The organism is Ottowia caeni (genome assembly GCF_050821495.1).
GTDB classification, from domain to species: Bacteria; Pseudomonadota; Gammaproteobacteria; order Burkholderiales; family Burkholderiaceae_C; genus Ottowia; species Ottowia caeni.
In genome coordinates, this window is record NZ_CP151080.1 from 2,466,355 (window position 1) to 2,490,959 (window position 24,605).

Annotated in this window: 21 protein-coding genes and 2 pseudogenes; 8 read left to right on the forward strand and 15 right to left on the reverse strand. The window is 59.2% G+C overall.

What is annotated here, in order from left to right; genetic code table 11:
• Positions 1 to 54: 54 nt before the first annotated feature.
• Both msrB and AAAK34_RS11890 read right to left on the reverse strand, forming a co-directional pair.
• On the reverse strand, positions 55 to 462 hold the full coding sequence (gene msrB / locus AAAK34_RS11885) for a peptide-methionine (R)-S-oxide reductase MsrB (protein ID WP_231693229.1): 408 nt from the start codon (positions 460 to 462) through the stop codon (positions 55 to 57).
• Positions 459 to 1,946, reverse strand: coding sequence for a protein adenylyltransferase SelO (locus AAAK34_RS11890; protein WP_231693230.1), 1,488 nt, complete (start codon positions 1,944 to 1,946; stop codon positions 459 to 461). Before AAAK34_RS11890 ends, msrB begins: the two co-directional genes overlap by 4 nt.
• A 123-nt stretch (positions 1,947 to 2,069) precedes the next feature.
• Between AAAK34_RS11890 and AAAK34_RS11895 the strand changes: the two genes are divergently transcribed.
• The 5 genes from AAAK34_RS11895 to AAAK34_RS11915 all read left to right on the forward strand — a co-directional run bounded on the left by AAAK34_RS11895 (position 2,070) and on the right by AAAK34_RS11915 (position 7,543).
• Entirely contained in the window at positions 2,070 to 3,698 is a 1,629-nt protein-coding gene (locus AAAK34_RS11895; RefSeq protein ID WP_231693231.1) for a 3-(methylthio)propionyl-CoA ligase, read from the forward strand.
• Between the two features lie 70 nt (positions 3,699 to 3,768).
• Positions 3,769 to 4,803 (forward strand): branched-chain amino acid ABC transporter permease, encoded by a 1,035-nt coding sequence (locus tag AAAK34_RS11900; protein ID WP_231693232.1) that lies wholly within the window; start codon positions 3,769 to 3,771, stop codon positions 4,801 to 4,803.
• A 3-nt stretch (positions 4,804 to 4,806) separates the two neighbouring features.
• Positions 4,807 to 6,096: a branched-chain amino acid ABC transporter permease gene (locus AAAK34_RS11905; RefSeq protein ID WP_231693233.1), complete on the forward strand. Its 1,290-nt coding sequence runs from the start codon at positions 4,807 to 4,809 to the stop codon at positions 6,094 to 6,096.
• Positions 6,093 to 6,845 carry an ABC transporter ATP-binding protein gene (locus tag AAAK34_RS11910; RefSeq protein WP_231693234.1) on the forward strand — a complete coding sequence of 251 codons (753 nt, stop codon included), beginning with the start codon at positions 6,093 to 6,095 and terminating at the stop codon, positions 6,843 to 6,845. The genes AAAK34_RS11905 and AAAK34_RS11910 overlap by 4 nt, the downstream gene beginning before the upstream one ends.
• Positions 6,846 to 6,847: 2 nt before the next feature.
• The gene (locus AAAK34_RS11915; RefSeq protein ID WP_231693356.1) at positions 6,848 to 7,543 is read left to right on the forward strand and encodes a branched-chain amino acid ABC transporter ATP-binding protein; all 696 of its coding nucleotides are present in this window, start codon (positions 6,848 to 6,850) and stop codon (positions 7,541 to 7,543) included.
• 25 nt (positions 7,544 to 7,568) lie between these two features.
• Here the strand turns inward: AAAK34_RS11915 and AAAK34_RS11920 are convergent, their stop codons facing one another.
• The 3 genes from AAAK34_RS11920 to puuE are packed head-to-tail and all read right to left on the reverse strand — an operon-like array spanning position 7,569 to position 11,581.
• On the reverse strand, positions 7,569 to 8,825 hold the full coding sequence (locus AAAK34_RS11920; protein ID WP_231693235.1) for a M20 family metallopeptidase: 1,257 nt from the start codon (positions 8,823 to 8,825) through the stop codon (positions 7,569 to 7,571).
• Positions 8,826 to 8,843: 18 nt separating this feature from the next.
• Complete coding sequence (uraD, locus tag AAAK34_RS11925; RefSeq protein WP_231693236.1) at positions 8,844 to 10,619, reverse strand: 2-oxo-4-hydroxy-4-carboxy-5-ureidoimidazoline decarboxylase; 1,776 nt, start codon at positions 10,617 to 10,619, stop codon at positions 8,844 to 8,846.
• A gap of 5 nt (positions 10,620 to 10,624) precedes the next feature.
• The gene (gene puuE, locus AAAK34_RS11930) at positions 10,625 to 11,581 is read right to left on the reverse strand and encodes an allantoinase PuuE (protein WP_231693237.1); all 957 of its coding nucleotides are present in this window, start codon (positions 11,579 to 11,581) and stop codon (positions 10,625 to 10,627) included.
• Positions 11,582 to 11,719: 138 nt separating this feature from the next.
• Here puuE and uraH point away from each other — a divergent pair, with 138 nt between their 5' ends.
• Positions 11,720 to 12,073: a hydroxyisourate hydrolase gene (gene uraH / locus AAAK34_RS11935; RefSeq protein WP_231693238.1), complete on the forward strand. Its 354-nt coding sequence runs from the start codon at positions 11,720 to 11,722 to the stop codon at positions 12,071 to 12,073.
• A complete protein-coding gene (gene xdhC / locus AAAK34_RS11940; RefSeq protein ID WP_431778019.1) occupies positions 12,060 to 12,902 on the forward strand; it encodes a xanthine dehydrogenase accessory protein XdhC in 843 nt (280 codons plus the stop codon). The genes uraH and xdhC overlap by 14 nt, the downstream gene beginning before the upstream one ends.
• Before the next feature lie 104 nt (positions 12,903 to 13,006).
• On the opposite strand, the gene AAAK34_RS11945 is transcribed toward xdhC, so the two are convergent.
• Positions 13,007 to 13,165, reverse strand: a complete 159-nt coding sequence (locus AAAK34_RS11945; protein WP_231693240.1) for a hypothetical protein — start codon at positions 13,163 to 13,165, stop codon at positions 13,007 to 13,009.
• 275 nt (positions 13,166 to 13,440) lie between these two features.
• Here AAAK34_RS11945 and AAAK34_RS11950 point away from each other — a divergent pair, with 275 nt between their 5' ends.
• A complete protein-coding gene (locus AAAK34_RS11950) occupies positions 13,441 to 14,655 on the forward strand; it encodes a urate hydroxylase PuuD (protein ID WP_231693241.1) in 1,215 nt (404 codons plus the stop codon).
• Between the two features lie 16 nt (positions 14,656 to 14,671).
• Here AAAK34_RS11950 and AAAK34_RS11955 read toward each other — a convergent pair whose 3' ends face one another.
• From AAAK34_RS11955 to dapC, 9 genes and pseudogenes are all read right to left on the reverse strand, one after another.
• Positions 14,672 to 15,466 (reverse strand): deaminated glutathione amidase, encoded by a 795-nt coding sequence (locus tag AAAK34_RS11955; protein ID WP_231693242.1) that lies wholly within the window; start codon positions 15,464 to 15,466, stop codon positions 14,672 to 14,674.
• A gap of 17 nt (positions 15,467 to 15,483) precedes the next feature.
• Positions 15,484 to 16,035: a hypothetical protein gene (locus tag AAAK34_RS11960; RefSeq protein WP_431777305.1), complete on the reverse strand. Its 552-nt coding sequence runs from the start codon at positions 16,033 to 16,035 to the stop codon at positions 15,484 to 15,486.
• An 82-nt stretch (positions 16,036 to 16,117) separates the two neighbouring features.
• The gene (locus AAAK34_RS11965; protein WP_231693244.1) at positions 16,118 to 16,366 is read right to left on the reverse strand and encodes a GlsB/YeaQ/YmgE family stress response membrane protein; all 249 of its coding nucleotides are present in this window, start codon (positions 16,364 to 16,366) and stop codon (positions 16,118 to 16,120) included.
• A gap of 315 nt (positions 16,367 to 16,681) precedes the next feature.
• Entirely contained in the window at positions 16,682 to 18,838 is a 2,157-nt protein-coding gene (gene abc-f, locus AAAK34_RS11970; RefSeq protein WP_231693245.1) for a ribosomal protection-like ABC-F family protein, read from the reverse strand.
• Between the two features lie 22 nt (positions 18,839 to 18,860).
• A complete protein-coding gene (gene prmB / locus AAAK34_RS11975) occupies positions 18,861 to 19,745 on the reverse strand; it encodes a 50S ribosomal protein L3 N(5)-glutamine methyltransferase (protein WP_231693246.1) in 885 nt (294 codons plus the stop codon).
• Positions 19,746 to 19,838: 93 nt separating this feature from the next.
• Positions 19,839 to 21,004: pseudogene (locus AAAK34_RS11980) on the reverse strand (M20/M25/M40 family metallo-hydrolase); the annotation flags it as partial.
• 202 nt (positions 21,005 to 21,206) lie between these two features.
• Positions 21,207 to 22,439 (reverse strand): PilT/PilU family type 4a pilus ATPase, encoded by a 1,233-nt coding sequence (locus tag AAAK34_RS11985; RefSeq protein ID WP_231693248.1) that lies wholly within the window; start codon positions 22,437 to 22,439, stop codon positions 21,207 to 21,209.
• A gap of 42 nt (positions 22,440 to 22,481) precedes the next feature.
• Positions 22,482 to 23,315 carry a 2,3,4,5-tetrahydropyridine-2,6-dicarboxylate N-succinyltransferase gene (gene dapD / locus AAAK34_RS11990; protein WP_231693249.1) on the reverse strand — a complete coding sequence of 278 codons (834 nt, stop codon included), beginning with the start codon at positions 23,313 to 23,315 and terminating at the stop codon, positions 22,482 to 22,484.
• A 7-nt stretch (positions 23,316 to 23,322) separates the two neighbouring features.
• Positions 23,323 to 24,523 (reverse strand): annotated as a pseudogene (gene dapC / locus AAAK34_RS11995) (succinyldiaminopimelate transaminase).
• Between the last annotated feature and the right edge of the window lie 82 nt (positions 24,524 to 24,605).

Sequence of the window (24,605 nt, forward strand, 5' to 3'; positions counted from 1 at the left end):
TGAACAAGCTCTCAGAAGGTTGGGGGGTTTTTGGGGAGGGTGACTGAGGCCAGTTCAGTCGGCCGTGAAATCTAGCGACGCGGAGTTCATGCAATAGCGCAGGCCGGTGGGCGCGGGACCGTCCGGGAACACGTGGCCCAGATGCGCGCCGCAGTTGGCGCACACGGTTTCTACGCGAACCATGCCGAGGCTCGTATCGCGCCGTTCTTCTATCGCGCCCTCAATAGCCTGTGAAAAACTGGGCCAACCGCAGCCTGCATCAAACTTGGTGTCTGATTCGAACAGCTTGACGCCACAGCAAATGCAGTGATAGCTGCCATCGGCCCAGTGTCTTTCGTACTTGCCCGTGAATGGGCGTTCCGTGGCGGCGTGGCGTGTCACTTCGAAGGCAACGGGTTCTGCGCCTTTTTCCTGGAGCAGGGCGCGCCATTCGGCGTCGGTTTTATTGACAGGGTGGGTCATGATGAGCAACTGATCTGAATGGAGGAAGCCCAGTCCGGCGGAAAGCCGGCCCAGGTGGCGTATTCTGCGTGTTCTTCGAAGGGTTTGCCCAGCACTTGCAGGAGTTGCTGGACCATGCTGAAATCCTTCTGGTTCGCAAGCGCGATGGCTTGTTCGGCCAGATGATTTCTCAAGACAATCGAAGGGCTGCTTGCCAACGCCAGCGAGCCGTCGTAGGGGTGGCGCCCTTCGTACGTGGCTAGTTCCCGGAATTGCAGCAGGCAACGGTCGATTGCTCCGTGGTCCAGGAACAATTCTCGCACTACATCAGCAGGCTCCCCGGCCACGTGGCGCGCCCACCGGCGCCAGAAAATGGAGTAGTCGGTGCGCTCGGTGGCCATCAGGGCCAGGATCTCCCCGACGAGCGAACGGGTGCCTTCGCTGGCCTGCGCAAATCCTAGCTTGGCCGCCATCCGCTGGTCCAACTCGGCTGGAAACAGGGCTTTGTATGGCTCCAGGGCGGCCATGGCATCTTCAGGCTCGCCGATGAGTGGCAGCAAGGCTTGCCCCAGCGCGAACAGATTCCAGTACGCCACTTGAGGCTGCCGCTTGTAGGCGTAGCGCCCGCTGGTGTCGGAATGGTTGCAGATGTGGTTCGGGTCGAAGCCGTCCATGAACTGGAAGGGGCCGTAATCTATGGTCAGGCCCAAGATGCTCATGTTGTCGGTATTCATGACTCCATGGCAGAAACCTATAGCCTGCCAATCCGCCAGCAGCGACGCGGTGCGGCTGGTCACGGCCGCCAGCAGCGCTGCGGCAGGATTGGCCGCATGTCGGCACTCGGGGTAGAAGCGGTCGATGACATAGTCGGTCAGAACCCTCAACTCGTCAGGGTGCTTACCATGGCTGAAATGCTCAAAATGACCAAAGCGGATGAAGCTTGGTGCGGTACGGGTGACCACTGCCGCCGTTTCAATCGTTTCGCGGCGTACGGGCTGGTCTGAACCCGTGACACACAATGCGCGAGTGGTAGGAATGCCAAGTGCATGCATGGCTTCGCTGCAAAGAAACTCGCGTATGGAGGAGCGCAGCACGGCACGACCGTCGCCCATGCGGGAGTAGGGTGTCAGGCCGCTGCCCTTGAATTGCAGCTCGATCGAGCGGCCATCGGGCGCTTCGACCTCGCCAAGAAGGATAGCGCGACCATCACCGAGTTGCCCCGCCCAGACTCCAAACTGGTGCCCGCTGTACACGGTGGCCAAAGGCATGCTTCCAGCCAGTGGACGGCTGCCGGAAAAGGCTTCCAGGGCTGCCTGGCTACGCCACCAGTCTTCCTCCAGCCCCAACTCGCGCGCCATGGACTGGCTGCGTGCAACCCAATACGGATCCCGTACCGCCATGGGTGAAAGCGGCGTGTAGAAAGCCGGCCCCAATTCGCTGAACCTGTGCCGCCAGGTCAGGCCCAAATCAAAAATTTCGCGCTCGCGCTGCAGGACATCGTGCATGGTGCCATTGTCACCGTAACGGAATAACCTGGATGCGAAAGTTGACCAACCTCAGCTTCAATCGGTCCGCGAGAGTGGTACAAATGAGGTGTTTGAAAACGCAATTTTCCAGGAGACCTCTTGATGCTTGGCCAGATGCAAAACCATCCGCTTCTGATTTCCACTCTAGTTGACCACGCCGCTCGCCATCATGGTGATGGTCAGGTGGTCTCGCGGCGCGTCGAGGGAGATGTTCATCATTACACTTGGGCTGACGTGCAGATGCGCGCCAAGCAAGTGGCCAACGGCCTGGATGCGCTCGGGCTCAAGGCCTCGGAACGCGTGGGCACACTGGCCTGGAACGGTTACAGGCATCTCGAACTCTATTTCGGTGTGAGCGGGTCTGCCCGGGTGCTCCACACCATCAATCCGCGCCTGATCCCCGAGCAGATCGCGTGGATCGTCAACCATGGCGAAGATCAGGTGGTGTGTTTCGACACCAGCTTCCTTCCTATCATCCAGGGCATCCATACCCACTGCCCGGGCGTCAAGCACTGGGTGGCCTTGTGCGACGCAGACAAGCTACCCAAGGACACCGGCATCTCGAATCTGCTTAGCTACGAGGCCTGGATTGGAGCTCAGTCCACGGACTACACATGGCCCGTGTTTGACGAAAACACCGCGTCGAGCATGTGCTACACCAGCGGCACCACCGGCAATCCGAAGGCCGCGCTCTACAGCCATCGTTCCTCGGTTTTGCACGCCTATGCCGCAGCTTTACCAGATGCCATGGGCCTGTCTGCGAGTGATTCGGCCCTGCCCGTGGTGCCGATGTTCCACGTTAATGCATGGGGCCTGCCGTATGCCGCAGCCATGGTTGGCTGCAAGCTGGTGTTACCCGGTCCGGCGCTTGACGGAAAATCGGTGTACGAATTGATGGAATCGGAAAGAGTGACTTTTGCTGCGGGCGTTCCTACAGTGTGGCAGATGCTCCTGGGCTACGTAGGGCCGAACAAGCTGCGTTTTTCAACGCTCAAGCGCACGGTCATTGGCGGCTCCGCCTGCCCGCCGGCCATGATTTCCACGTTCCGCGAAAGCTACGGTGTAGACGTACTGCATGCCTGGGGCATGACGGAAATGAGCCCTCTCGGCACGGTCTGCACGCTTAAGGAAAAGCACCGCGATCTGCCGGAAGACGAAAAAATGAAGCTCCGGCTCAAGCAGGGGCGCGGTCTCTACGGGGTAGACATGAAAATCGTTGGCGACAACGGCACGGAGCTTCCGTGGGACGGCAAGACCTACGGGGATCTGTATGTCAAGGGTCCCTGGATCCTGGACACCTACTACAAAATGGAAGGCAACAGCCCGCTCGTCGATGGCTGGTTCCCCACGGGAGATGTGGCCACCATCGACGCAGACGGCTTCATGCAGATCACCGATCGCAGCAAAGACGTGATCAAGTCCGGGGGTGAGTGGATCAGTTCCATCGACATCGAAAACGTGGCCATGGGCCACCCCGGCATAGCCATGGCCGCCTGTATCGGCATGCCGCATCCAAAGTGGGACGAACGTCCGATTGTGGCGGTGGTCAGAAAGCCCGGCGCGGAGGTGACGCGCGAAGAATTGCTCGCGTTCTACGAGGGCAAGGTTGCCAAGTGGCAGATTCCAGACGATGTGGTGTTCGTGGATGCGATTCCGCTCGGAGCTACGGGCAAGATGCTCAAGACGCGCTTGCGCGAGGAACTCAGGGATTACAAGCTGCCAGGCGTTTGATCACTATTGATCCGGCCCTCAATCGTCTCAGGGTTGAATCAATGGGATTTTCCCGGCTTCTACTCGACGCATGGAGCTTTTAGTCATTTCAACGCTCAACGGGCTGAGCTACGGCTTGCTGCTGTTCATGCTCAGTTCCGGCCTGACTCTCATTTTCAGCATGATGGGGGTGCTGAATTTCGCCCACGCCAGCTTTTACATGCTGGGGGCGTACCTCGGCTACACAATTTCCCGGTACGTCGGTTTTTGGCCAGCCCTGGTGCTGGCACCCTTGGCTACCGGTGCACTGGGTGCGCTTTTTGAGCGGCTGGCATTGCGCAAGGTCTACAAACACGGGCATGTGCCTGAACTCCTGATTACGTTCGGGCTCTCTTACGTGATTCTTGAACTTGTTCAGCTGGTGTGGGGCCGACTGGCCATGGATTTCCAGCCGCCGCAGGCGCTGAGAGGCCCCGCTTTCACCTTGATCAACCATTCCGTGGATGGTCTCGGCATTGTCTTGGGTCAGGCGCAGCCTGGCGTCTGTGGTGTGTTGGATGCCGGCGTTCGTGTGGCTTGCTCCCCATTTCCGGCTGCGCGCGGTTTCATGATGCTGACTGCAGTGGTGATGCTGCTGGGAATATGGCTGCTCATCACCCGTACGCGGATGGGTTTGATTATTCAGGCGGCGTTGACGCACCCCGGCATGGTCGAGGCGTTGGGGCATAACGTGCCGCGTGTGTTCATGCTGGTCTTTGGCGCGGGTTCGGCGCTGGCAGGCCTCGCGGGGGTGATTGGCGGCAGCACTTTTCTGACCGAGCCCTCCATGGCCGGATCGGTGGGTTCCATCATCTTCGTCGTGGTAGTGGTGGGTGGCCTGGGTTCTCTGGGTGGCGCGTTTCTGGCGTCGATCTTGATCGGTCTGCTGCAGACCTTCGCCGTGACGTTTGACCATTCCCTGGGTTCTCTGCTCACGCAAGGGGGTGTTTTCTTAAGTCCCGAGGTACAGGCACATTCGCTGGTGAAACTGACGGTTTCTCAAGTGGCACCAATCCTGCCTTACCTGCTGCTGGTTTTGATGCTGGTATTTCGTCCCAGGGGCCTCCTGGGGTCTCGGGAGGGGTAAGCTGTGCAGCCTTTGTCGCGCGCCCGGCTCGCGTCACAGCGCCGTTGGTTCATCTGGGGCGGGTTCGCGCTGTTGCTACTGGTGGCGCCGCTGGTGTTTTCAAGCAGTCTTTCAATCACGGTCTTGAGTCAGATCGGCATTGCGATCATCGCCTGCCTGTCCTACAACATGTTACTGGGGCAAGGCGGCATGTTGAGCTTCGGACATGCGGTCTACTCAGGGTTTGGTTCGTTTCTGGCCATTCATGCACTCAATCTGGTGAGCGCCGGCAAGCTGTTCATGCCGGTTTCCCTGGTTCCCCTGTTGGGCGGACTGGCGGGACTTCTAATTGCTGCGCTGCTTGGGTTCGTGAGCACCAAGAAGGCGGGCACCACCTTCGCGATGATCACACTGGGTGTAGGTGAACTGGCATATTCTCTGGCACTCATGGTGCCGGAGTTCTTCGGCGGTGAAGGCGGCATATCTGGCAACCGCGTGGTGGGTAAGCCGTTTCTGGGCATCTCGTTTGGCCCGCCTCGGCAGGTGTACTACCTGATCGCCGCCTATACACTTATTTGCGTTGCAGCGATGTACGCCTTTACTCTGACGCCGCTTGGGCGCATGCTGAATGCGGTGCGCGACAACTCGGAGCGGGTCGAGTTTTTGGGCTACGACTCACGACGCATACGGTATCTCACGTTCATGGCTGCCGGGTTCTTCGCCGGCATTGCAGGAGGGCTCGCGGCGCTGAATTTCGAGGTCGTGACGGCCGAGGTCGTGAGTGCTTCCCGATCGGGGGCGTACTTGCTGTTCACATTTGTCGGCGGCACGACATACTTTTTCGGGCCGATCATCGGTGCCGTACTGATGGTGTTGGCAGTTGTGCTATTTAGCGGACTAACCAAGGCATGGCTGCTTTATCTTGGTTTGATTTTCATGCTTATGGTGTTATTTGCCCCCGGAGGCATTGCTAGCCTCATCATGATGAACGCACGAGTGGCTTCATCTGGCCGGTTGCGCGAACTGCTGCCTCGTTATTTGGCGCTGGCCTTCGCCACCTGTGCGCTCCTGGGGGGCACATCGGTGCTGATCGAGATGATCTATCACACACAGCTGGACGGCATGGGCGAGGAGCTTCGCTTTCTCCAGATGAGTTGGGACACCCGTAATCCGTGGCATTGGTTCGCGGGGCTGGCTACGGCGTGCGTGGGTGCAGCCCTCTTCGAATGGGCTCGGCGCAGTGCGGCGCGCCAGTGGGCCAGTATCCAGGAGGCCATGGAGCGAGGCACGACCACACCTGGGGCTCGGGAATGAGCTTCGCGCTTGAGCTCAAAGATCTGAGAAAAAATTTTGGCAAGACCGAGATACTGCGGGGCGTTCAGTTGGGCGCGAGACCAGGCGAGAGGGTGGCCGTCATCGGCCCCAACGGCGCAGGAAAATCCACGCTGTTCAACATCATCAGCGGGCGTTTCGCTCCGAGCAGCGGGCAAGTGCTGTTGAACGGTGAGCGAGTGGATGGGAAGAAGCCTTTCGAGATCAACAGGCTTGGCCTTTCGCGCAGCTTTCAGATCACCAACATCTTTCCCCAGTTGAGCGTTTTCGACAACTTGCGCTGCGCAGTCTTGTGGAGCCTCGGATATCGCTACTCCTTCCTGCGATTCCTATCCAGCTTGAAAGATGCGAACGAGCGTGCCGAAGAGCTCATGCGCATGATTCATTTGGAGGGCAAGCGTGACACGCTAGGCACCAATCTCGGCTACGCAGAAGGCCGCGCACTGGAGGTTGGCATCACGATTGCCGGAGGCGCAAACGTGATCCTGCTGGATGAGCCTACCGCTGGTATGAATCGCAGTGAAACCGCGCTGTTCGTTGACCTGATTCGGGAAGTGACCCAGGGAAAGACCTTGCTTCTGGTGGAGCACGACATGGGGGTGGTTTTTGAGATTGCCGACAGAATCGCCGTTCTGGTCGAGGGGCAGATACTCGCCTTCGATACGCCTGAAGCTGTGCGTCGCAACGCGGCAGTGCAGAGTGCCTACCTTGGCTCGAACGAGGGGGTGTGAGCGTGCTGCGGGTGTCTGATCTTCACGGATATTACGGTAAGAGCCATGTGCTGCACGGGGTGCATCTGCAGATTGGGCAGGGGGAGATCGTTGCCCTATTGGGGCGCAATGGCTCCGGTCGGTCAACCACTGCCAAAGCGATCATGGGGATGGTCCATGCCGAAGGCTCCATCCGGTGGCAGGGGCGCGAAATTCTGGGCATGAAACCATTCCAGATCGCCCACCTCGGCGTGGGCTATGTTCCGGAAAGCAGAGATGTTTTCGCGCACCTGACGGTCCACGAAAACTTGTTGCTCGGCCAGAAGGGCTCGCGCAGGGGAGGGCGCTGGACCTTTGACGATATGTACCGCATGTTTCCTCCCCTCGAGGTCCGGCGGCATACCCGGGCGGGCGTGCTTTCTGGGGGTGAACAGCAGATGCTGACCCTCTGCCGTACGCTGATGGGCGACCCCGAGTTGATCATCATTGACGAGCCCACCGAGGGATTGGCGCCCATGTTCGTTCAGCTGGTGGGCGAATACCTGAACCAACTGAAGGCGCGCGGTGTCTCAGTGTTGCTCATTGAGCAGAAACTGGCCATTGCCATGAGCATCTCTGACCGCGTCCTGGTCATGGGGCACGGCGCGATCGTGTTTGAAGGCACGCCCAGTGAGTTGCGTGGCGATGCCGGCGTGCGCAAGGAGTGGCTGGAGGTCTGATTCTTGGTGCTTTCTGAGTCAGTGCTTATGTGGCAGCTGCCAGAAGATCGCACAGCGATCGGGCCACAACCTTCGTGGCACGGCGCAGATCTTCCAGATCCAGTCTTTCATCGGCACGCTTGGCGTGGCTTTCCAGCACGGTGCGCGGACCCGCGCCGTAGATGACCCCCGGAATGCCGCGTTCTACATAGAGGCGTACATCGGTGTAGAGCGGCGTGCCCACCGCCGGAGGTTTCTCGCCAAGAATGGCTTCACCGTGTCTTTGCAGCGCTTCGACCATTGTCGCGTTGCCGGGCAGGGGCGTCATGGCGTTTGCAAGAAGCAAACGCTTGATCTCCACAGATATGCCTTCATCTGCCCGGCCTATGTTAAAGCCCTTGGCAGCTTCTGCGATCACGCTGCGGATGTGCGCTTCCACCTCTGCCGGGTTTTCCTCGGGGATCATGCGGCGATCGAGTTTGAAGACGATCTTCCCAGGGACCACGTTAGTGTTGGTGCCGCCTTCGATGCGGCCTATATTGAGGTAGGGGTGGGTGATGCCTGGAACGCGAGAGGTGATCTGGCCGTAGCGCTGGTTCTCCGCGAAAAGTGCGTTCATGATCGCCACTGCCCCTTGCAGTGCATCGATCCCCGTTGACGGGACTGCCGCATGGGCCATTTTTCCCTGTACGGTCACTTCCATTTGCAGGCAGCCGTTGTGTGCAGTGACGACTTCATAGCTGAAGCCGGCGGCCATCATGAGGTCTGGCTTGGTCAGGCCTTGCGAGAGCAGCCAACCTGGCCCGTATTCGCCGCCAAACTCTTCATCGTAGGTAAAGTGCAGTTCAATCGCCCCGCGCTGGGGGCGTGCGACGGCTTCTATTGCCCGAACGGCGAAGGTGAAAGTGCCAAAGTCGCACTTGCTGACGGCGGCGGCGCGGCCATAAAGTTTGCCCTCGGATATCTCGGCACCGTAGGGTTCGTGTGTCCAGCCTTCGCCAGGCGGCACCACATCTCCATGCGCGTTCAGGGCGATCGTGGGGCCTGACTTTCCATACGCACGTCGCACGATCAGGTTGGTGATGGACTGCATACCGTATTCACGCAGAAGCTCCTCGGGAACCGGGTGCTTTTCCGCGTCGAACCCGAAAGCTTGCAGCAGTTCGGCCGTTTTCTCGGCGTGCGGGGCGTTGTCTCCGGGGGGCGTATCCGTGGGCACCCGCACCAGTGCCTGCACAAAGCGCACTTGTTCATCGAAATGCTGGTCGATCCAGGTGTCGATTTGGTCGTAGAGGGAAGGCATGTCTTGTCCGGATTGCTCTTAAGAGAGGTCAATGTGCTGCAGCAGGTGCTGCATGGCGCGCACCGCCAGTTCTATGTCGTCTGCGTGGGTGGATTCAAGCGGGTTGTGGCTGATGCCGGCGTTTTCCCCGCGCACGAACAGCATGGCCTGGGGCATGATCTCGTGTAACTTCATCGCGTCGTGGCCGGCACCGCTGTTCATGCGAAACACCGGTAGCCCAAGTGAATTTACCGCAGCCTCCCAGCGCGCCTGCCATGCAGGGTCGCTGGGAGCGGCACTGGCTCGCAAGGTTTCCTTGAGCGAGCAGGAGACGCCTCTTCTCACGGCAATATCTTCCAGTTTGGCCAGAACGTCGGCGGCCAGTGCGTCGCGCTTGGCATCGAGAGGGGCACGCAGATCCAGGGTGAACGTGCATCGCCCAGGCACCACGTTGATGGAGCCGTCTGGAACCTGGAGCATTCCCATGGTGGCGACTGAATCACCGTCCTGGGCGGCGCGTTCCTCAAGGTAAAGGGCTAGTTCCGCAGCCGCGCAGGCTGCATCTCGCCGCCGATCCATAGGCGTGGTGCCGGCATGGCTGGCCTGGCCCACAAATTCCCCCACGTAGCGGAGACTGCCGTTAATGGACGTTACCACCCCGAGCGGCAGATTCAGTTCGTTGAGCACCGGCCCTTGCTCAATGTGCACCTCGACAAACCCGAGATAGCCCGACGGATCGCGCTTGAGTGCATGGATGTCGTCAATGGCCAAACCAGCGCTTTGCATGGCCTTTCGCAAGGTCACACCTTCTGCGTCTGTCTGATCTAGCCATTCCTGGCGAAAGTCGCCGATCAAAGCGCCAGAGCCCAGGAAAGTGGCTCGGAAACGTTGTCCCTCTTCTTCGGAGAAGGCCACTACCTCGAGATTGAAGGGCAGGCGTGCACCTGTGCGACGCAACTCCTGGACGCAGGCTATAGGCACGAAAATACCCAGGCGTCCGTCATACTTCCCGCCGTTGCGCACGGTGTCGTAATGGCTGCCGGTCATGAGCGTCTTCGGGTCTTGCACGTTTGGTGCGGCCTTGTAGATACCGACCACGTTGCCTACCGCGTCGTGGGTGACTTCGTCGAAACCAGCGTTGCGCATGCGCTCCGCGATCATTTCGGCGCAGGCGCGATGCGCATCTGTCAGGTAGGTCACCGTGAGTTGGCCCTGCTCGGAAAAGCCGGGGTCGCTGTACTGTGCGAGCTCCTCATGCCAGTCCCAGACTTCGTTGCCTAAAGTTGGCTCGGCCTTGAACTTGTCCGCCAAACGTATTTCGGCAATTCGGTGAATATTGCGCACGGCCTCGGCCATTTCGAAGTCCGGGTGATTGCTCAGCCGCCGCGCGAATGTATCGATAATTTGCGACTTCGTGAGGCCCGTGCCGCGCGGGCCACGAACCGCCAGTATGAATGGGAAACCAAACTTGGCGTTGTAGTCGGCGTTTAGCTGCTGGATGCGAGCGAACTCTTCGGGCGAGCGTTCGGTCAAGCCTGCCTTGGTTTGCTCATTGGAGGATTCGGCTGTCAGAGACTTGCTGACCATGGCTTTGCCCGCGAGTTCCGGGTGGGCGCGAATCAGCGCCAGTTGGGCATCTTTCCCGCCGTCTTGCAGCACCTGCGCCAGGATGTGTTTGAGGTGCGCGAGTGATTTGAAGGGGCGCTGCTCCAGTGCCTTGGCCGCTATCCAGGGTGAATGTTCGTAGAGGCCGTCGAGCATTTGCGCGGCTTCGCCAGGGGAGGCGGCGTTGAGAAACTCCAAGGTGTATGCCATGGTCTTCAATCCTGGAAGGGGTGCACTGCTTGCCAGTGCCGGGCAATGTCGATGCGCCGACATACCCAGACATCCTCATGTCGGGAAATATGATCCAGGAAACGCTGCAGCGCGGTAATGCGGCCCGGCCTCCCGAGCAGGCGGCAGTGCATGCCTATGCTCATCATCTTGGGTCGATCCAGGCCCTTCGGGTCTCCCTCGGCATAAAGGGCATCAAAGGTGTCCTTCATGTACTGAAAGAAGGGGTCGGCATGGCTGTACCCCTGAGGCAGGGCGAAACGCATGTCGTTGCAATCGAGGGTGTAGGGCACCACGAGGTGTGGCACCACCTCGCCATCGGTGCGGCGCACCTTCATCCAGAAAGGGAGGTCGTCGCCATAGTAGTCGCTGTCGTAGGTCAGGCGTCCATCATCGGCCACCAGGCGGCGCGTATTGGGGCTGTCGCGCCCCGTGTACCAGCCCAGAGGGCGCTCGCCAGTGAGTTGCTCAATCATGGCCAGCGCTTCGGCCATATGGGCGCGCTCGGTGCTTTCATCAACCCCCTGGTAGTGGATCCACTTCAGGCCATGGCAGGCAATCTCGTCTCCACGCTGCAGGAATGTCTCTACTATTTTGGGATGCCGGGCCAGTGCGGTGGCCACACCGAAGATGGTAAGAGGCAGCCCCCGCGCATCAAACTCGCGCAGAATACGCCAGACGCCCGCCCGTGAACCGTACTCGTAAATGCCTTCCATCGAAAGGTGACGATCTGGATACGCAGCCGGGTTGAACATTTCGCTGAGAAACTGCTCGCTTGCCGGGTCTCCGTGCAGCACGCTGTTCTCACCGCCTTCTTCATAGTTGAGCACGAATTGCACGGCAATGCGGGCATTTCCGGGCCACCTTGCGTGCGGAATATCCTGGCCGTAACCGGCCAGGTCGCGTGGGTAGTGGGCAGTGCTGTCGTAGATGGGGTTGCGCATGGAGAGTTCTCAAAGCCGCGAATTTGACCAAGAACGTGTTCAAACCGCAGCTAGGCTGCTATGTGAAGGAATGTGTATACACTTTCCTTCGGTAAATTTTAATGGAGCCGGCGCTTTCAACACGGCGCCGAGAATGCAATGGGCCTCAGTACGCACGTTTTGGACACCACGCACGGCCGGCCCGCAGCCGGCATGCAGGTGGCGCTTTATGAAACACATGGGGAAGTGTCCACACTCGTCAAACGTTGGCTGCTGAACCTGGATGGTCGCCATCCCGACGGACCGGTGCTCGACAATGCCAATTTGCGAGCGGGCACTTATCGTCTCAGTTTCGATGTCGCGAATTATTTTCGTGCAATGGGCGTCACGCTACCGGAGCCGCCGTTTCTAGATCAGGTGCATCTCGATTTCGGCGTGGCCGATCCTGCCGCGCATTACCACGTTCCCTTGCTCGTCAGTCCCTGGAGCTATTCAACATATCGTGGCTCTTGAAATTTTTTTGAGTCGGCTGGCTCAACAGCCGGCGGTGTTGGTCACTGTGTGTGAAGTGCATGGTTCTGCGCCGCGTGAGGTCGGCGCGTGGATGGCTGTTTTTGCGGAAGAGGTCGTTGGAAGTATTGGCGGCGGCCAACTGGAGTGGCAGGCCAGTGCGCATGCACGGGAGATCCTTTCCGAGGCGTCGGAGTCCGCTCCGCATGAGCGACGCTACCCATTGGGTCCCAGTCTCGGCCAATGCTGCGGCGGCGTCGTGCATCTACGTTTCGAGCAGGTGGGTGCGAATGACATGCCCATGCTGGTCGAAAGGCTGGCCGAGACAGGCGCCCCGATTGCCTTGTTTGGTGGTGGCCACGTTGGCAAGGCACTGATCAAATTGTTCGCCGATCTGCCCGTGGAGGTCAGCTGGATCGACAGCCGAGATGAGATTTTTCCGCTTCAGGTGCCTGGTAATGTTCGCTGCGAGCACTCCGATCCGGTGCAGGCTGCGGTGGCTGGACTGAAGCCGGGCAGCAGCATCCTCATCATGAGTTTCAGCCATGCCGAAGATCTCGATATTTTGGCGGCCTGCCTGATGCGGCAACGTGCGTTCTGTGATCTGGGCTACATAGGTCTTATAGGAAGCCAGACCAAATGGGCTGTATTTCAGCGCCGCCTCATGGAGCGCGGTTTCGGGGCTGATGAACTGGCCGCAGTGACATGCCCCATCGGCTTGCCTGGAATTACTGGCAAAGCGCCTCCAGTCGTGGCGCTTGCGGTGGCTGCGCAATTAATGCAAGTGCTGAGGCCGGGCGCCCGATCTGAGCTCGACGCAAATACGCCGTGAACAGACCTGAGTCCGCCACGGCGTTGAAACTGATCAGCAGCCTTTGAAACGCTGCTTTTGGAGCAGCAGTTTCAATGGTTTGATCTTGGCCTTGATCAGCCTTATCAGCCTTGATGAGGGCGCTTACCGGGGTTTTTCTTGCTGCGGGTGTGTGAGCCGCGCTCCAGGCTCTTGCGCTGGCCGACGGACTGCTTGGCGACGAAAGCGCCGGGCAGCGGAGGAGTAGCCTTGCGGTCTGCTTCGGTGACAATTTTATTGCCCATGATTTGTTTCCTTTGAGTTGGGGGGTGGATCAAAACCCTCTATTGTCGCTGATTGCTGGCGTAGAACAGCATGTAGTGCCAATAAAGTGAAGATCAATGGCACCAAAGTGTTGTCTCCATCGTGATGAATACACCTTCTTTTGTATACACTTTGTACCGGATCGCAGCGGTGCCCAGCGAACCGGTGCTATTGCAATAGCAAGAGGCCGGCTCCCGATGCGCGATCTCTCTCAAAGCTTGCAGCGCCCGCGGTGGCAGGCTCACATCGGAAAACCATGGAAGCTTATCTACTTGATTGGGCCAACTTGCTGGTGCGTTGGCTGCACGTGATCGTGGCGGTCGCCTGGATAGGTTCGTCGTTTTACTTTGTCTTTCTTGACAACAATCTGCTGGCGCCCACCGCCCCCGACTTGAAGAAAAAGGGAGTGAACGGCGCCATGTGGGCCGTCCATGGCGGTGGGTTTTACAACCCACAGAAGTACATGGTCGCGCCGCAAGGCGGCATCATTGACAGCAAGTTGCACTGGTTTTACTGGGAAAGCTACAGCACGTGGCTGTCCGGCTTTGGGCTATTTGTGGCGCTGTATCTCTGGAACGCCAATGTCTACCTGATCGACCGGCAGATCATGGACTGGTCGCCCGTGGCCGCTGGCACGGCAGCGCTGGGGTTCCTGGCGGTGTTTTGGCTCATCTATGACACCATTTGTCGTGCTTTTGGTTTCCGACCGAATGGTGAGCGCATCGTGGGGGGGCTGGTTCTGGTGGTGGTGTGTCTTGCGTCCTGGCTGGCCTGCCAGTTGTTTGCCGGACGCGCCGCATTCCTCATTGTGGGTGCCATGCTGGCGACGGCCATGAGCGCCAATGTGTTCTTCTGGATCATTCCGGGGCAACGCAAGGTGGTTGCGGCCATGACCAGCGGCCAGCCTTACGATGCTGGCGCACTGGCCATTCACGGCCAGCGTGGCAAGCAACGCAGCGTGCACAACACCTATTTCACGCTGCCGGTTCTCTTTGCGATGCTGAGCAACCATTACAGCTTCGTCTACAGCCACCCCCAGCGTTGGCTGGTGCTGGTGCTGATGATGCTGGCGGGTGCCTTGATTCGTCAGTTTTTCGTGCAACGCCACGGTTGGCACCATGGCCGGGCTGCTCACCCGTGGCCGTACGCCGCGATAGGGGTTGCCCTGCTCGTGGGCCTCATTGTCTGGATGCGGCCGGCGCCCTTGCCACCTGCGGCCGCATTACCTGAGACTGTCAGCTATGCCACCATTCGCCCCATACTGGAGCAGCGCTGCTACCAGTGCCATGGTGCCGAGGTGCAAATGAAGAACCTCCGCCTCGATACTCAGCCATTGGCCGAAACTCACGCCCAGCAGATTTACCAGCAGGCGGTTGTGAGCCACCTGATGCCTCTTGGCAACGCTACACAGATGACCGACGCTGAAAGGTCGCTGTTAGGGCGCTGGTTTGAAGGGCTGGGCAGTCGCTAAGCTAAGGATGCCCTGCTTAACTCCGGAGTTCTGGTCTGGCGAATCGGCAATTCTCAAGCACGGGGAGCACCTTGCGAGCGTGAGCTATGCGGTCGGGGTCGATGTCTGCAAATAGAAGGGCAGGGGCCTCGGCAGCGCGAGCTATGGGCACCCCCAGGGGGTCGACCACCATGCTCTGTCCAATATTCCGCACCCCGCATTCACCTGTGGCGACCATGTAGCAGGTATTTTCCAGCGCACGCGCCGTAACCAGCACCTCCCAGTGCGACTCCTTGAGCGGGCCCCTTACCCAAGCCGCCGGGAGCACCAGGAGATCGGCGCCGTCCACTGCCAAGCATCTCGCCAACTCGGGAAAACGCAGGTCGTAGCAAGTCATGAGGCCAACCTTCAGGCCGGCCACCTCCAGAAGCGGCGGAACTTCCTCGCCGGCCACAACGTTCGTGGACTCCTTCATGGAGAATGCATCGTATAGATGCAGCTTGCGGTATTGAGCCAGAATTTTGCCGTCTCGCACCGCTACCAGTACGTTCCATACCCTCTGATTTGGAGCTGGCAGATGTATGCACCCAATGACGGTTAGATCGGAGCCAAGTGTGGCCTCCAGTAACTGCGTCATAAACGGGCCATCAATCGGCTGGGCAGACCGAAGCACGATGTCAGGGTCGGTAATGTCTCGCGCAAGAATCCCCTCGGGCAGCACGAGCAATTTTGCACCGGCGCTCACAGATCTGGCGATCAGGTTGAGGCAAGTGTTGGCGTTGGTTTGCCATTCGGGCTGGACAGCGAACTGCCCAAGTGCGACTTTGACCATGTACTCGAATCTTCAGGTTAGGGCAGTGAACGTGTTTGCGTCTTTGCATAGGACAGCGCCAGACGTTTCTCGGGGGCTGGAAGAGCAGCGGGCACTGCCAGTACAACCTTGACGCAATCGCGTATGTGCTGCTCTCCCAAATATCGCAAGGCTGCATAACCCAGCGCCCCAGAGATCAACTGGCCTGCGAACGGCACGTACTTGCTTGCTTGGGCAGTGGTAAGGCGCAGACCCACCGCACGCGCGAAGCGCAGTACCAGATCACGCGTCATGACTCTGCCAATGATGACCGAGCCTGCCATGGCAACCGCTTTCTGCACGCGTTCTTTTTCTTTTGCGTCGAGCTTGTCGATTTGGCTTGGCGTGAGCCCGAATTCAGCGTTGATTTTGGGCAGCAGTCGCGCCAGCATGGCGGCGTCTACCGCCCAGTCGAGTCCGGGCAACGGAACCGCCCCGGCGACCCCCGCGAAAATGGCTCGTTTCTTGAGCATCTGGCGGCTGCGCTCGACGGCCTGTTCAAGCAGAGAATTGCCACCGGCGAGTTCCAGCGCGTCAGGTTCGGATTTCAACTTTCGAATGGGCAACACTTTCATGGCATCGCGCTATGAACAGGCTCTTGAAACTTGCTCACGATCCAAAGCGACTTGCCGGTCAGCTGCGCTTGGTGACTAGGCCGTAAACGAACAGCACTATGAGAGCACCGATGATGGATGCAAACCAGCCGACGGGCGATCCTGCGGGGTACAGGCCCAGCAAAGAGCCGCCATAGCTGGCCACCAAGGCACCGACAACGCCCAAGACAGTGGTCAAGATGATGCCCATGGCTTGATTGCCGGGCATGATCGCCCGTGCGATCAGTCCAACAATGAAGCCGACGATGATGGTGACGATAATTCCCATAGCATTCTCCTCTTGCGTAGTGAGTAAAGACACTGTGACGAGACCACTGTAACCGTAGGTCGCTATGTTTGTGTGTCAGACAAAAGCGATATTGCAGCCACCTGATCCTTAAGGATGCCCTGCATAACTCCCTGCGGTCTGTGGCAGCACGGTCTCGGGCGATCCGCTGCGTTGCTTTTCTTGCCAATAGCTGGGCTATTGGCAAGAAAAGACGCCTTGCGCCTCATCCCGATCCGCACTACCACCGACTCGCGAGGGTTATGCAGGGCATCCTTAATGCCACCGAGATGCGTGGGTTATGCAGGGTTCAAAATATTATTCCTCTGCCTCAATCTGTTCGATGGCCTCACTCGCATGAAGCCAGACCTCTTCGGCGGTCGCGAGTTCTTCATCAATGGCTTTCAGTCGTCTGCCGGCTTCCGCCAACTCTGACGGCGGCAGGGGGGCGGTCAAGCGCTCCTGCACTTCGTCTTTTTCCTTCTGCAGACTTGCCATGCGCTCCTCTGCATCGGTTTGGGCCTTCTTATGGGGACGCAACCGGGCTGTCAGCGCTTGTCGGCGTTGGGCTGCCTGCTTGCGACGCTCGGCACCGCCCGCTGATGTCGCAGATGCTTCAGCGCTTTTCTCCGCAGAGGTTGGCGTGGTGCCGCTCGCAGGGGGCAAGTCCGGGTCTGGCTCGGCCGCCAGCGCGCGAGCCTCTTCACGCAGGCGTTTGGCTTCATCGAGAAGATAGCGTTGATAGTCGTCCAGATCTCCGTCAAATGGGGCCACTTCACCACGCGCCACAAGCCAGAATTCGTCGCACACGCTGCGCAGCAATGCCCGGTCATGGCTGACCAGCATCACGGTGCCTTCAAACTCGTTCAAGGCCATGGCCAGAGCTTCGCGCGTAGCAAGATCCAGGTGGTTGGTAGGCTCGTCCAGTAGCAGAAGGTTGGGGCGCTGCCAGACGATCATGGCCAACACCAGACGCGCCTTCTCTCCGCCACTGAACTGGCCCACCGGCTGTAGCACCATCTCTCCGGGAAAGCTGAAAGTGCCCAGAAAGTTGCGTAGCTGCTGCTCTCGGGCAGACTCGGAGTTTGCCTGCCCGGTCTCTCGCGCCAGGCGCACCATATGTTCCAGCGGAGTATCTTTTGGCCGCAGCACATCCAGCTCTTGCTGCGCAAAGTAGCCGATGGACAGTCCCTTGCCTTCGGTCAGTGTGCCTGCCAGCAATGGCATGGTGCGGGCAATGGTTTTGACCAACGTGGACTTGCCTTGGCCGTTGGCACCCAAAATGCCAATTCGCTGCCCCGCCAACACGGTGCGCGTGACGCTCTTGAGGATGATTCGATCGCCAGGCTGCAGCTCGGGTGGTAGCTCACCTCTTGCGGCCAATTCGGCGCGCAACGCTTCAGTGGTAGCGTATTCTGGCAACCCTGCCGGATCGGCTTCGGCGGGTTCGGTGGTAGCCGTGGTTGCCGAGGTGCCGTCAACGCGGTAACCGAAGGCTGCTCCGCGCATGGCCAGCATGGGGTTCGGGAGGTTCGCCGGCTCCTTGAATTCGAACTGAAACTCCGCATCGGCCAATACGGGAGCGATTTTCTCCATGCGCTCCAGAGCTTTCACGCGGCTCTGTGCTTGCTTAGCTTTGGTGGCTTTGGCTTTGAAGCGGTCGATGAATTTCTGCAGGTGTGCAATTTTTTCCTGCTGCTTGGAGAAAGCCGCCTGCTGCAAGGTCAGCTGCTGCGCACGCAGTTCTTCAAAAGCGCTGTAGTTTCCGCCGTACCGTGTGAGTCGGGCATGCTCAATATGCAGCGTCACGCTGGTGACGGCATCAAGAAATTCACGGTCGTGGCTGATCACGATCATTGTGCCGGGGTAGCGGGCGAGCCAGGATTCAAGCCACACCAGCGCGTCAAGATCCAAGTGGTTGGTGGGTTCGTCCAGCAAGAGCAATTCGCTCGGGGCCATCAGCGCGCGTGCCAATTGAAGCCGCATGCGCCAGCCACCCGAGAAACTGTTGACGGGCCGGTCCAGCTCGCTGACTTTGAAGCCCAGGCCCAGGATCAATGCTTGCGCACGCGCGGTGGCGTCATGGGCGCCGGCATCGTGCAGATCGCTGTGCGCTTGGGCTATGGCCATGCCACTGTCGGCATCCAGGGGGTTCTCTGACGCCAGTTTCTCTGCGGATGCCAATTGGTCGCGCAGAGCCACCAAGCGCGTGTCGCCCGAAATCACGAAGTCTGTGGCGGTTTCGGTGGTTTCAGGCATGTTCTGCGCCACCTGCGCCAGCCGCCAGCTTGCAGGCATGGAAAAATCCCCGCCATCTTCGTGCAAGCTGCCATTCAGTAGTGCGAACAGAGTGGATTTTCCGGCGCCATTTCGGCCTACCAGCGCCACTTTTTCACCTGGGTGGATAGTGGCGCTGGCGCCGTCAAGCAGCACCTTGGCGCCACGGCGGAGGGTCAAATTCTGGAGACTGATCATTCGGGGAAAAATTGGGCGAGACTCATGGCGCCACGCGTGGCACGAACATGTCTTCGGTAAGTAGTAGCACTTGATCGCTGCCGGCGCTTGTGTCTAGCCATACAGGAGAAAGGTGCGGGAAGGCCGCTTCGAAATGTTCACGTTCATGGCCGATTTCAAGCACCAGCACACCCGAACTATTGAGAAAAGACGAAGCGGCCGCTATCAGATTGCGAATGAAGTCCATGCCGTCGCTACCGCCTGCCAACGCCAGAGAAGGCTCGGCCCGAAACTCGGCGGGCAGCGCTTCCATGCTGCCTTGGTTAACGTAGGGTGGGTTGCAAACTATCAGATCGTAAGGCCCCTGACATTGGGCGAGACCATCGCTTTCAATGAGGCGTATGCGTTCTCCAAGCTGGTGCTTGTCGACGTTGATCCGGGCCACGGCAAGGGCGCCTGGGCTGATGTCGGCGGCATCCACCAGGACATCCGGCCAAGCCATGGCTGCCAGCACTGCCAGGCTGCCATTTCCGGTGCATAGGTCGAGCACGCGGCGAGTGCCACTGCTTAACCAAGGGTCGATGCTGCCATCGGCAAGAGCTTCTGCGATCAGGCTGCGAGGCACGATGGTGCGTTCATCAACGTAGAAGGGCACCCCTTGCAGCCAAGCCTCGTGAGTAAGATACGCTAAAGGCTGGCGGGTATCTATGCGTTGGCGCAGAAGCTCGGCCACATTCCGCTGCTGGTCCGGGGTTACGGGCTGGTTTGCCAATAGCGCGTCGTGCAAATCCGTGTCCAGGGGCAAGCTCAAGGCGTGCAATACCAGCCAGGCAGCCTCATCATGGGCATTGGTGGTGCCGTGGCCAAAGTGCACCCCGGCTTGGGTCAATTGGCGTTCTGCGTCAAGAATCAGTTCGAAAAGTGTCATGGTTTAGCGCAAGAACCCTTCCGCGCCGGGAGAGGGGCACGGGTAAGCGCGGGGCAAATACGAAAAGAGAAGGTTATTGAAAAGCAGTGGCTCTCAGGTAAGGTTTTCAAGCACCCGCCGATAAATGTTCTTGAGCGGCTCAATGTCGGAGAGCTGGATGTGCTCGTCAATCTTGTGAATGCTAGCGTTGGGAGGCCCCAGTTCGATAACTTCTGGGCACAGGGTGGCAATGAAGCGCCCATCGCTGGTGCCGCCCGTGGTGGATAACTCGGTTTCCAATCCGGTTTCCTCCCGGATCGCTTCCTGCACCGCCTTGACCAGTGGGCCAGGTTGCGTGAGAAAAGGCCGTCCGCCCAGCGTCCAGGCTAAATCGTATTCAAGATGATGCTTCTTCAGGACGGCTTCGAGCCGGGTTTGAAGCGATTCCGGCGTAGATTCCGTGCAAAACCGGAAATTGAAGTCCACGACCGCGGAGCCCGGAATGATGTTGCTTGCGCCCGTACCTGCGTGAATGTTGCTAACTTGCCAGCTGGTGGGTGGAAAAACTCGTTGCCGCGATCCCATTCAATGCTGACAAGCTCGGCCAATGCGGGCGCAAGTTGATGAACGGGGTTGCGCGCCAGGTGAGGGTATGCGATGTGCCCCTGAATACCCTTGACCGTGAGTTTGCCGCTCATCGTGCCGCGGCGGCCATTCTTGATCATGTCGCCGGTTTGCGTCACCGACGTGGGTTCGCCCACGATGCACCAGTCGAAACTTTCGCCGCGCGTGCGGAGCTTTTCAATGACTATGGTGGTACCGTCGAGCGCGGGCCCCTCTTCATCGCTGGTGAGAAGAAGGCCTATTGCCAACGGCGCGTCAGGCCGCTCCGCGATGAATTCTTCCACAGCAACCACGAACGCGGCGATCGACGTTTTCATGTCGCTTGTGCCGCGCCCGTAGAGCTTGCCGTCGCGCTCGGTAGGCACGAAAGGGTCACTCGACCATTCGGTCAAGGGACCGGTCGGAACAACGTCGGTGTGCCCCGCGAACACGATGGTTTTAACGGGCGAGCGATCTTGGCCGGCACGTGCCGGAACGCGTTTGGACCACAAATTACGTACGCGAAAATGATCTGGTCCACTGTCTATCACTTCATTGACGAAGCCTAGTGGGGCCAAGCGTTCGCTCAGCAGATCGATGCAACCGGCGTCTTGAGGAGTGACCGAAGGACGGGCAATGAGCGTCTCGGTAAGGGTGCGCGTGGGAGAGTAGGTCATGAATGTTCGCAGTGTGAACCGGAAAGCGGAAATTGGACGCTCCGCATCATGTCGTCATGGGAAGCGCCGGCAAAACGTGAGGATGCGGCATAGGCCCAAAAAAAGAGTGTCAGAGCAATACGGCTCTGTGACCTCTGGTTTCCTTGTGGGAGCGGCTTTAGCCGCGAAAGATCTATCGCGGCCAAAGATCGCGAACATATCATTAGCCTAGACCAGAGTCGGAAAGGCTTCCCGCCTTGGATGGTTGAAAGCCCTGGTTGGCGCCGGCGTTGAAGGGAAATACGTCCAGCGTGATGTCGCTGAACGAGGGTTCATCGCTCGGTAGCTCCGCTTCCGATGGGGCTCCGGCAGCGCGGCTGACGCTGTTTTGCAGACGCCACATCAGGTTGGTGGGCGAATCGGCGTTAATAAGAGCTTCCTTGCGATCCACGCGACCCTCGTTGATCAGGCGCGCCAAGTCTTCCTCAAACGTTTGGGATCCTTCAGCCATTGAGTTGATCATCGCCTCGCGCACGCCTGAGAAATCGCCCTTCTCAATCATGTCGGACACCAGGGTGGTGTTGAGCAGCACCTCTACCGCAGGCGTGCGACCACCATCGATTGTGCGCAAAAGCCTTTGGGAGACTATGGATTTGAGTGCCGTTGCCAAATCTCCCAGCAAAGAAGGACGCACCTCGACGGGGTAGAAGTTGAGAACCCGGTTGAGTGCCTGGTAGCTATTGCTGGCGTGCAGTGTGGCAAGGCACAGGTGCCCCGACTGCGCGTAGGCCACGGCTGCAGCCATGGTCTCGCGGTCTCGGATCTCGCCGATCATGATCACATCAGGCGCTTGCCGAAGGGCGTTCCTCAGGGCGACGCCAAGAGAGGCCGTGTCGCTGCCTACCTCGCGCTGGTTAATGAGCGACTTGTGATTGGTGAACACGTATTCCATCGGATCTTCGATGGTGAGAATGTGGCCTGCCGCGTTCTTGTTGCGATGATCCAGCATGGAGGCCAGTGTGGTCGACTTGCCTGCTCCGGTCGCGCCCACCATCAGGATGAGGCCGCGCTTTTGCATGACCAGTTCGCTCAAAATCCGGGGCAGGTTGAGCGATTCCAGCGGCGGGATCTCGGGACTGATATAGCGCAAGACCGCAGCATACGAACCCCTCTGCCGCATGGCCGAGAGGCGGAAGTTTCCCACGCCCGGCATGGGAATGGCCATATTCAGCTCACCCGAATCCTTCAGTTCCTCGATCCGGTCGGGGTCCACCACGTCCATCAACAGGTTCAGAACAGCCTCGGGAGGCAGTATGCTGTTGTTAATGGGCAGGTGCACCCCGTTGATCTTGATCGTCGCCGGCGCGTACGCTGAAAGATAGACGTCTGAGGCCTTTTTCTCTGCCATCAGACGAAGAATGCGCTCCATCATGGAGGAGGGTGACTGTGTCTGCATGATGGGCATCCTTTGAATGAAAGCGCGTAGGGTGACGCGACCTTAGTCGCGCAGCAGGTCGTTCAGGCTGGTCTTGGAACGCGTCTGCGCGTCTACGGTCTTGACGATGACTGCTGCGTAGGTCGTGTAGGAGACGCCGGCAGCCGTTTGTTTGGGCAGGCCGCCACTGATGACCACGCTTCCGGAAGGAACACGGCCATAGCTGATCTGACCGGTTTCGCGGTTGAAGATGGGGGTGCTTTGGCCAATGTACACACCCATGCCCAGCACCGAGTTTTCTTCAACGATCACGCCTTCAACCACTTCGGAACGGGCGCCGATGAAGCAGTTATCTTCAATGATGGTGGGGTTGGCCTGCAGCGGCTCAAGCACTCCCCCCAGGCCCACGCCGCCGGATAGGTGCACATTTTTGCCCACTTGCGCGCAGGACCCCACAGTGGCCCAAGTGTCGACCATGGTGCCTTCGCCCACATACGCGCCAATGTTGACGTAGCTGGGCATCAAGATGGCGCCAGGTGCAATATAGCTTCCTCGCCGAGCAACGGCGGGTGGCACGACGCGAACGCCGGCGGATTTCATGGCATCGGCATCAAGGTGGGAAAACTTGGTCTTGACCTTGTCGTAGAAGCCAAGTTCGCCGGCCTTCATGATCTCGTTGTCGTAGAGACGGAACGAAAGCAGTACTGCCTTTTTAACCCACTGGTGCACTGTCCACTGACCAACCCCTTCGCGAGTGGCCACGCGCAGGCGTCCGCTGTTAAGGTCTGCAATGACATGCTCCACCGCATCAGCTACCTCTTTCGGGCAAGCACTTATCGACAAGTTGGCGCGGTTTTCCCAGGCGTCGTCGATGATTTTCTGAAGCTGATCGCTCATGTTTTTCTCAAGTATTTGAAGTAATGAATTTGACGATACGTTCAGCGGCCTCTACGCACTCGGCCGTCTCGGCCACCAGCGCCATGCGAACCCGCCCGCGCCCTGGGTTGACGCCATCTGCTTCGCGAGCCAGATAGCTTCCAGGCAATACGGTGACATTGTATTGAGCCAGCAGTTCGCTGGCGAACAACGTGTCATCCGACCAACGGGTCGGCACCCCGCCCCAGAGGTAAAAGCCAGCGTCGGGCAGGCGTACATCCATTACTTTTTCCAGCATGGGTGTGACGAGGGCAAATTTTTCCCGATAGAGGCGGCGATTTTCCACCACATGGGCCTCATCGGTCCACGCAGCGGTGCTGGCGGCCTGAACCACAGGGCTCATGGCGCTGCCATGGTATGTGCGGTAGAGCAGGAAGGGTTTGATCAGGTTCGCATCACCCGCCACGAAGCCGGAGCGCATGCCCGGCACGTTGCTGCGCTTGGACAGACTGGTGAGCATGATCAGGTTCTTGAAATCGGCGCGTCCGAGCTGGAGTGCAGCTTCCAGCCCTCCCAGTGGAGCCTCTTCCCGGAAGTAGATCTCGCTGTAGCACTCGTCCGAGGCTATGACGAAGCCGTGCCGGTCGGAAAGCTCGAACAAAAGTTTCCATTCTTCCAGGGGCATGACAGCCCCCGTAGGGTTGCCAGGGGAGCACACGAACACGAGCTGCGTGCGCGCCCAGACCGCTTCGGGAACCTCGTCCCAGCGTGGCGCGAAATTTCGCGCTGGATCACTGGGCACATAGTGCGGTTGGGCGCCGGCCAGCAAGGCGGCACCTTCGTAGATTTGGTAGAACGGATTTGGGCAGGCCACCACGGCGCCCGGGCGAGTGGCGTCCACCACTGTTTGCGCCAGCGCGAAGAGTGCTTCGCGCGAACCGAGCACCGGAAGCACCTGGGTAGCAGGGTCCAGCTTCACGCCATAACGCCTTGCCAGCCAGGCGGCGCAAGCTTCGCGCAGGCTCGGATCCCCCGCAGTGGGGGTAGCCAGCGAGGCCGGTATCCAGCGCGCCCGTCATCGCTCGCTTGATGAAATCCGGGGTGGCATGGCGCGGCTCGCCAATTCCCAGGCTGATGGGGCGATAGGCCGGGCTGGGAGTGACACCGGCGAACAACTGGCGCAACCGCTCGAAAGGATAGGGCTGCAATCTGGAAAGCAGAGGGTTCATAGTAGTGATTATCCGTGGGCTTGACGTGCGGCTTGCCGAATCAGATCAGCCGTTCGTTGATGCCGTCTTCAGCTTTGCTTCA

Bases quoted from the DNA above. Each gene is read 5' to 3' on its own strand.
- uraH (WP_231693238.1), top strand. From the start codon at position 11,720: ATGGGCCTCAGTACGCACGTTTTGGACACCACGCACGGCCGGCCCGCA.
- msrB (WP_231693229.1), bottom strand. From the start codon at position 462: ATGACCCACCCTGTCAATAAAACCGACGCCGAATGGCGCGCCCTGCTC.
- puuE (WP_231693237.1), bottom strand. From the start codon at position 11,581: ATGCGCAACCCCATCTACGACAGCACTGCCCACTACCCACGCGACCTG.
- AAAK34_RS11945 (WP_231693240.1), bottom strand. From the start codon at position 13,165: ATGGGCAATAAAATTGTCACCGAAGCAGACCGCAAGGCTACTCCTCCG.
- AAAK34_RS11890 (WP_231693230.1), bottom strand. From the start codon at position 1,946: ATGCACGATGTCCTGCAGCGCGAGCGCGAAATTTTTGATTTGGGCCTG.
- AAAK34_RS11950 (WP_231693241.1), top strand. From the start codon at position 13,441: ATGGAAGCTTATCTACTTGATTGGGCCAACTTGCTGGTGCGTTGGCTG.
- AAAK34_RS11900 (WP_231693232.1), top strand. From the start codon at position 3,769: ATGGAGCTTTTAGTCATTTCAACGCTCAACGGGCTGAGCTACGGCTTG.
- AAAK34_RS11895 (WP_231693231.1), top strand. From the start codon at position 2,070: ATGCTTGGCCAGATGCAAAACCATCCGCTTCTGATTTCCACTCTAGTT.
- AAAK34_RS11965 (WP_231693244.1), bottom strand. From the start codon at position 16,366: ATGGGAATTATCGTCACCATCATCGTCGGCTTCATTGTTGGACTGATC.
- AAAK34_RS11910 (WP_231693234.1), top strand. From the start codon at position 6,093: ATGAGCTTCGCGCTTGAGCTCAAAGATCTGAGAAAAAATTTTGGCAAG.
- prmB (WP_231693246.1), bottom strand. From the start codon at position 19,745: ATGACACTTTTCGAACTGATTCTTGACGCAGAACGCCAATTGACCCAA.
- dapD (WP_231693249.1), bottom strand. From the start codon at position 23,315: ATGAGCGATCAGCTTCAGAAAATCATCGACGACGCCTGGGAAAACCGC.
- abc-f (WP_231693245.1), bottom strand. From the start codon at position 18,838: ATGATCAGTCTCCAGAATTTGACCCTCCGCCGTGGCGCCAAGGTGCTG.
- AAAK34_RS11920 (WP_231693235.1), bottom strand. From the start codon at position 8,825: ATGCCTTCCCTCTACGACCAAATCGACACCTGGATCGACCAGCATTTC.
- AAAK34_RS11985 (WP_231693248.1), bottom strand. From the start codon at position 22,439: ATGCAGACACAGTCACCCTCCTCCATGATGGAGCGCATTCTTCGTCTG.
- AAAK34_RS11955 (WP_231693242.1), bottom strand. From the start codon at position 15,466: ATGGTCAAAGTCGCACTTGGGCAGTTCGCTGTCCAGCCCGAATGGCAA.
- uraD (WP_231693236.1), bottom strand. From the start codon at position 10,619: ATGGCATACACCTTGGAGTTTCTCAACGCCGCCTCCCCTGGCGAAGCC.